General features: G+C 35.5%; 6 protein-coding genes. 2 read left to right on the top strand and 4 right to left on the bottom strand.

Going from position 1 to position 7,545, the window contains the following annotated elements; genetic code table 11:
• Positions 1-233: 233 nt before the first annotated feature.
• From ACZ2M0_RS08450 to ACZ2M0_RS08440, 3 genes are all read right to left on the bottom strand, one after another.
• Positions 234-842 (bottom strand): hypothetical protein, encoded by a 609-nt coding sequence (locus ACZ2M0_RS08450; RefSeq protein ID WP_490059154.1) that lies wholly within the window; start codon positions 840-842, stop codon positions 234-236.
• A 414-nt stretch (positions 843-1,256) separates the two neighbouring features.
• Complete coding sequence (gene vprA, locus ACZ2M0_RS08445; RefSeq protein WP_490059153.1) at positions 1,257-2,696, bottom strand: vinyl phenol reductase; 1,440 nt, start codon at positions 2,694-2,696, stop codon at positions 1,257-1,259.
• 5 nt (positions 2,697-2,701) lie between these two features.
• Positions 2,702-3,943 (bottom strand): MFS transporter, encoded by a 1,242-nt coding sequence (locus tag ACZ2M0_RS08440; protein WP_490059152.1) that lies wholly within the window; start codon positions 3,941-3,943, stop codon positions 2,702-2,704.
• A 105-nt stretch (positions 3,944-4,048) separates the two neighbouring features.
• Here ACZ2M0_RS08440 and ACZ2M0_RS08435 point away from each other — a divergent pair, with 105 nt between their 5' ends.
• Complete coding sequence (locus tag ACZ2M0_RS08435) at positions 4,049-4,951, top strand: LysR family transcriptional regulator (RefSeq protein WP_490059151.1); 903 nt, start codon at positions 4,049-4,051, stop codon at positions 4,949-4,951.
• A 62-nt stretch (positions 4,952-5,013) separates the two neighbouring features.
• On the opposite strand, the gene ACZ2M0_RS08430 is transcribed toward ACZ2M0_RS08435, so the two are convergent.
• Entirely contained in the window at positions 5,014-5,862 is an 849-nt protein-coding gene (locus tag ACZ2M0_RS08430) for a helix-turn-helix domain-containing protein (protein ID WP_490059150.1), read from the bottom strand.
• A gap of 106 nt (positions 5,863-5,968) precedes the next feature.
• On the opposite strand from ACZ2M0_RS08430, the gene ACZ2M0_RS08425 reads away from it, so the two are divergent.
• Entirely contained in the window at positions 5,969-7,213 is a 1,245-nt protein-coding gene (locus tag ACZ2M0_RS08425) for an MFS transporter (RefSeq protein WP_490059149.1), read from the top strand.
• Positions 7,214-7,545: the final 332 nt, after the last annotated feature.

Genomic DNA, 7,545 nt, shown 5'->3' with positions numbered 1-7,545 from the left:
AGTAGTTGAATATTTAGTCATGAAAAAAGTGCTCCTAATAGTCAGATTAATGTCTAACTATTATGGAGCACTTCAAACTAAGACATCTCAATTTCGGGGCTTTTTATTTGTCATGGTCTTGAAGATAAATTCAGAAGGTTCAATTGCTTTTTAAATTTAGTGAAATAAAGCAAAAATAAAAAGTTATAATTACAACTAAAAAGGCGGCCTTTGCCGCCCTTTTTGCTTTATAATTATTTAAATTTAGCTGAATATTTCATATCCTTAAACTGATGATGACCATATTTTTTTGTTAATTTTTTTGTTCTGAAATATTGACTAGTTGTCTTGAAGCTTATTGGGCTAGCTTCAAATAACACACGGTATTTTTTGCCTTTAATCGTTTCAGTGCGACAGGTAATAGCAAAATCATATTTTTGAATAGGTTTAGATAAAGGATCACCTAAAATAGCCCATTTGATTCCATTATGATGAGTCCATGTTCTCCGATAAGCGTGAAGAAATAGTCTTTTTTCAGTACATTTTCTTTTCCATTCTGCAGACATCTGCCAAGGATATTTATGAGTCCCTTTTACATAACCGTATTCTGCAATACCACAATTACCAAGAATATCACCATATTTTTCATGGATAATATAGCGGTAATTACTCTTTCCTCCCCAATAGCCCTTCCAGCTCTTAGGAAAGACGGGCTTTTTTAAATACCCGTATTTATTACCAGTTTCTACTTTATTTTCACCGTTTGCACTTGCACGCATAACCGCAGTTGTTAAACCTAAAGTACCGAGCCCGAAAAAGATAATCACAAGAGAAAACAGTTTTTTTATTTTTACTTTTTTCATTTTTAACTCCTTAATCTTAAACTCCTTATATGAATATATTATACAACTATTATCAATTTTAAGTATTGATTAATGAAGCTTATATTTTAAAAAGAAAAGTTTTGTCAGCTTACTAAAATATTGCAATATTTATATTTATTTTAATGGTATGGTAACTACAATTTTGATTAGATATAGTAAAATGCTTTAGCATTTTTGCATTAATTAACGAAGTTTAAAACTTGTCTGTCTAATTCCAGCGAACATAAAAGAGTCTGGGAAAAAAGTGTTCTTTGAAGTTAAATTAAAAAATTTCATAATTTAAAAAGACCGACAAATCAACGTTTTATTGACGTGATTTGTCGGCCTTTTTTAGTTAGGTTAGAGTTTTTTCCCAGACTCTTTGTTTTCTGATTATCATAATCAGTGCTTATTTTACAAATTAGCCGTTAAATTTTTAACCGCATTTCTGGCTGAGTAAACACAGTAACCGGCATGACTTCCAGGTACTTTAACGCCATAGGTATCACCATAAATTACGCCTGAGCCATCACTGCCGATTGCATATAAATGCTCAATTGGCTGACTCTTGTTGTCTAAGACTTCATTATGCAAGTTGACTTTTAGACCATCTCCGGTAGTAAAAGCACCTACCCCCAATTCTATTGCGTAAAATGGTCCTTGTACAACTGGCAAGAGGAACTTTTTATCCTTGCCAAAATCTGTGTCAACGCCTTTTTCAGCAAGCTCATTATAATGATTAACCGTTTCTTCCAGATTAGGTGCAGAGATCTTCTCTGCCAGTTCCGCTAGCGTTGAACCAGAATTCATAAAGTCATAGTTCTTAGCGATAGCGTCTTTAACATTTTCACGCAAGTGCGGATAATTTGGCAGTTCATAAAAGGGGTGTAAATCTAGCGGGAAACCTTTATCAGTAAAATCATCAATAGTCTTTTGATCTAGAATGGCAAAAACGCGGTCTTGCCGAATCATAGCGTTACCCTCGTTAGCCCAGTTACTTACGCAATCATATTCATTGGTAAAACGGTTGCCACTTTCATTTACCCATAAAATAGGCTCGTCACAAACAGCGCTACCCAGATCCCATGTTGCAAATTCGTAAGTCGGAGTTTGCGAGTCATGAATCTGACCGCCAAAGTTCATTGTCATGCCGGTAAAGAAGTGTTTTGCTCCCTGCTTCCATGCCATTTTGAGACCGTCACCGGTTGACTTGCCGGAATTAACGGGAACGATCCGTTCAGGATTAAACTTGTTGGCATTTTCCATAATTTCAGGATTGTTTAAATAGCCACCAGTAGCTAAAATTACGTTTTTGGTTTGTAAAGTAATTTCCTTGTCTGCAGTTAAATCTTTGGCAATCACAGTCCAACTGCCGTCAGCAATATGCTTTAAGTCAACTGCCTGAGTAGAAGTTTTAATCGCAATATTATTTTTTTCAACATACGGCTGTAAAGCTTCATGGATTGCTTTGTTCCCATGGCCTGTGAATAAGTGCCAAGTTGGCAAATCAGTGCCCATTTCTGTAACTTTGTCAAACTGAACGCCGTGTTTTTGAAGCCAATCAACATTTTCTGCAGAGTGGTCAATATAATGGCGCCACATTTCATGGTCAGCCTTGTAGTGAGAATAGTCCATTTCCAACTGGAGAATTTGTTCACGCTTAATATCAATTCCTGCTTCTTTTTGCAATTTAGATTCTGCCGCAAAAACACCTTCAACATAATTACCAGTTCCGCCAGTTGTTCTGCCTTTTTCTAGCACTAGGGCATTTAAATTTCTGTCTGCCGCATCTGTGGCTGCAGCGAAACCTGCAAGACCACCACCAATGATAATTACGTCATATTTTTTAGTCATAATATTTATTCTCCTTTATTTTCAAATCTTAAGCGGAATTTTGGCCCAATTAGAGGGATGATTAAAGCAATGAAATAAATTATTGCTACTACAATGAAAACTACTATGAATGAATTGCTGCCTTCATAAATGTAACTAAATATTGGAGTAGCAAATGCTCCTATTACACCTGTGATGGCACTAACATTGGAGTAACCAATATCAAAAGCGGGCCCAAACATTTCGGCTCCAAAAACTTGCTCACCAGTTCCCATGACCGTAGCACAAGCAGTAGAAAGAAGGGCGGCGGAATATAGTAAAACAAAAGATTTTGTTTTAGCAGCTAAAATGAATAGCAACATTGCTGCTATTGGACATATCAGCCAAGCAGCTACGGCTTTGCTACCCCATTTATCTGTAGTAATCCCAAAAAGGGGAGTAACAAAAATTTCGGCTGCACTGATTAGAGTAATAATTAATCCTCCTGCAGTAGGGCCAAAACCACTACGAGTTGTAAAAACCGGGATTAAACTTTGAATATTGCCCCCAAATTCGACCAAGGCATAGAATAGTAACACCAATACGAAAGCTGCTGAAAAAATAACAGACTTTGTTTTAATTTGCGGTGTTGCAGGAATAGACGCAGTTTCTGTATTACCTTGAACTTGCTCAGCTCCATATGCCTTTAACCCTATATCTTCAGGCCGAAGTTTCATAATGAAAGCGCCAAGTAAGCCAATAACTAGGCTAATACATCCTAGTGTCAGAAGCGCAGAACGCCAACCTAGTTTGGTAATTAAGATAGTAGTAAAAGAACTAGAAAACATTAGATAAACAGAAACAACAACGGCGCACAATGAAAATGCAAAGTTTTTCTTAGCAACAAACCAATTATTAACCAGAATGCCTTGAACAATATAGCCCGTGAAGGCACAACCTAATCCTATGATTACAGCAGTTAAATATAATACGATTAGATTGTGGGCTTGTGATAAAGCTGCTACCGCTGTGGCTGTCATGATGACGGCTAATGCTAATGCCCAATTAAAATGGACTTTTGTGATAAAGCGACCAACCAGAACGAATCCAAATGACATTGAAATAATGGTGATAGTCATGAAATATGATACTGCTGATAATGGTGCATGCAATGCATGTACTAATGGGTCTAAAAAGAGACTCATCATAACAGTATAAGTATTGGCAATCACCGCACACATTAATCCAGAAAACAGGACAATTAGCCACGGATAAACTTTCTGTTTCATTTATTAAAATTACCTCCTTAATGAATTTAATCACATAGTATCATTGCTAAAGGCGCTTTCTTAACGCATAATGGAATAAGAAAGTACAAAAAGGAATAATAAAATATGAATTTTTCACAATTGCGCTGTTTTATCTATGTTGTTGACAATTTAAGCTTTACTGTAGCAGCTCGTAAATTGGATTTTTCTCAGTCAGCTATTTCCAAAAACATCAAGGAGTTGGAAAAAGAAGTTAATGTAAAGTTGCTGGATCGCTCTCCGCATAAATTAATGGTTACAGATGCCGGTAAATATTTTTATCAAATAGCTTTAGATATCTTAAAGAAAAGAGATAGTGCTGTAAATTATTTACAACATAGGTCGGCATCAGCTGATCTCACTCAGATAAGAATAGGGATGGCGGCTAATCCCTTAGAACATTATGTTATCCCTTTGTTTTTGCAAAAATTTAATTTACAGTGTAAAGATTACGACTTTACTTTCATCATTAATTTTTTGGTTGATTATTTATCCCAATTGCAAGAGCGCAAGATAGACTTGGCACTTTTAACTAGTGACGTCATTAAAGACTCAGATGATGTCATTTTTAAGCCATATGTACCAGTCAAATATTGGGTTGCATTACCATTTGGTCATCCTCTAGAAAAGTATGAAACTATTTCCCTTAACCAACTTTGTCGTCAAAAAATTCTTTTACCATATACTGACCGTTCATTGCCAGATATTTATCGGCTTAATCAAACAGTTTTGTCTAAATTAGGGCCTGATCAGATTAAGTGGGTGGATGAGTACTTTTTAATGTATGACTTTATTAAGGCAAGACAAGGCATAGGAATAATTCCTAATTTTTGCATTAATAAAAATATTAACTTTGTCTCCTATCGCCCTTTAAAATATAAAAGTATTTATTATTATGGGCTGACTTATCTTAAGGACGATAAACCAGGTAGCGTTGGCTGTATTAGCACTGCACTGGAACAGGTAATTAGAAAAAATATTATTAACTAACAATAAAAAACAGGTTTAAAATAAAATTTTAAACCTGATTTGCTATTATAAGTTTAATTTTTTCAAGTGTTTTCCTGCACAATTTTTTGCAACTGCTTACTAAATTCAGTCATGCCGATTAAGGCAAACTCTTCTATTTGCCTTGCGCAATTATCCAGATAAACCTGTTTAGGATCAAAATGATAGTTAATAATGTTCTCCAAAAATAATAGAACCATCTTATTAAAGCAGGTTAGCGGCTGGGTGTGAATCTCATGGGATTTTTCCACCAACTGCTTTGCTTCCTGGTACTTGTCTTTTTCCAGACACATACTAATCATATTGATTAATATTCCCAACACTATAAATTGTATATCGTCATTATCGCTATCTTTAAATTGTTGAAAAATTTTGTTAGTAATGATCATATCACTGGCAAAATCATAAAAAACCATGCAGTTCAGGAAAATTTTGATAGTTTTCCAGTCAAAATTCTCTTCATTAAAGAACTTATTCTTTAGTTGCTGGATTTCTGTAGCGCTTAATTTTTCTCTATTACCATCTATAATAGCCAGGATTGAGTTCACACGTAACATTAACTCATTTTTACTAGCAAGTTGGCTACCCGCAATAGCCTGTTTGATTTCTTTTAGGCGTTTAATATCAAAATTATAATAAGCGTCTGTCATTTGGGCAACAATCTTCTTTTTGAGATTATCTTCACTCTCAGCATGGTAATCAAGTTGCTTAAAAAAATCCGCAATTTTCACGTGATTTTGCCGTAATAGTTCAATTAGGTCTGCCGCTGAAATACGGGTCAGATCTTTTTCTACTTTAGAATAAAAAGAGGGGCTGATAACGTCGCGAATCCATGTGCGTTGAGTTTTGCCAGCTTCTAAACGGTATTGTCTAAGTAATGCACCGATAGTCATAATTTAACCTCATTAATATTTTTTGTTTCATATATGACACTTTTTTATTTTCAATTTTAGCTCAAGTACAATTGAAAAAGAAGAAAGTTAAACGGGAGAAAAAATTATGACCATCTTTTTTAAAAATAAAGAATATCGCAAGTTTTCAATTGCCAGCATTTTATCTAGTGCTGGAGAAATTTTATTCTATTTAGCGCTGATGACTTACGCTAGTCGGCTCAAAAACTATTCGCTGGCCTTATCATTAATTGCTATTTCGGAGTCAGTTCCCCGGCTGTTTTCCAGTGTTGGTGGCTATCTAGCTGACAGGACGCAGAACAAATTTCAAAAAATAGTCTGGATGGCTATGATCAGAGGTGCGCTTTATCTACTGGTTGGTTTTCTTTTTAGCCAGAACATCGCTGGCTGGAATCTAGTAATTATGGTGATTATCATCAACTTTATTTCTGATACAGCCGGAACTTATTCTGGTGGTTTAACAACGCCTTTAGTTATCAGTCTGGTTAAAAAAGATGAGATTGCTGAAGCCGAAGGCTTTACCAGCGGTGTCTCACAGGTAATTACTTTGGTTAGTCAGTTTGTTGGGTCAGGACTTTTGCTATTTATGTCATATTCTGCACTGGCTGTGATTAACGGTCTGACTTTCATTGTGGCTGGGTTAATTTATTACAATATTGCTGGAAGTCAGCGTAAAAAAGGTATTGCAACTGTTACACAAGAAGTCGATGATCGCGGTTTTTGGGCTACCTTGGCCTTAGCATTAAAGCAAGTGAAAAAGGCTAGTGGCCTAATTACTACAGTACTGGTAATCGCCGTTTTAAACGGAGTTCTCAGCACGATCGAGCCCCTGATTTCTATTGTAATTGCGGGCAATCGTCAGGTGATGGTCATCGGAACCTATAGCTTTACAATAGCGTTAATTGGCGCTATGGCAGGAATAGGCGCTGCCTCAGGCAGTATTTTTGGTACTAATTTATTTAAAAAAGTTAGCCTTTATCTCATTATTATATTTGCCAATATTGCTGGTGCCAGTGTCATAATTGCTATTTTAAGCAAACAAATCTGGTTCTGTTTAATAACCTACTGTATCTTAGGCTTTTTTGCGGGAACTGCTACACCAAAATTGACGCAGTGGATGGTAGGTGCAGTTGATCATAAAATTTTGGCATCTTCCATTGGCCTGATCAATACGATTTTATTAATTGCCAGTCCCTTAATGACAACTGCTTTTACCACCTTATCAGCGGTGACAAACGTGCAATATTCTCTTCTAGGATTATTAATCGTCAGTATTTTGCTCTTTGCAATTACCGTATTGGTGATGAGAAAATCCGCACAAAAAGCGCAATAAATAGCCATTTAGCTGGTAAATTTGCAGTTGCTTTTTGCCAGCATTTTTCTAAGCCAGATATAAAAAGCTGTCAAGATAATGATGTGAATCCCAAAATTAGAACACTTTATGGTTGTTAACTGAGAACTAATTGCCCTTATTTGATCGGAGTTAGTTCTTTTAGTTTGGTCTTAATTTGATAATTATGCCAAAGCTGATAGATTATAATTTTATCTTGTTTAGATAATTTAGACATAAAAAAGCCCCAAAAGTTGGATAATTTTTGAGGTTCAGCACAGTTTTTGTTTTTTAAAAAAATTGAACTTAAATTTTTTAAATTTTTTCATATTAGC

This window comes from Lactobacillus sp. VURO6/B1 (VP7) (genome assembly GCF_058139575.1).
This window is presented reverse-complemented; position numbering and strand designations above follow the sequence as displayed.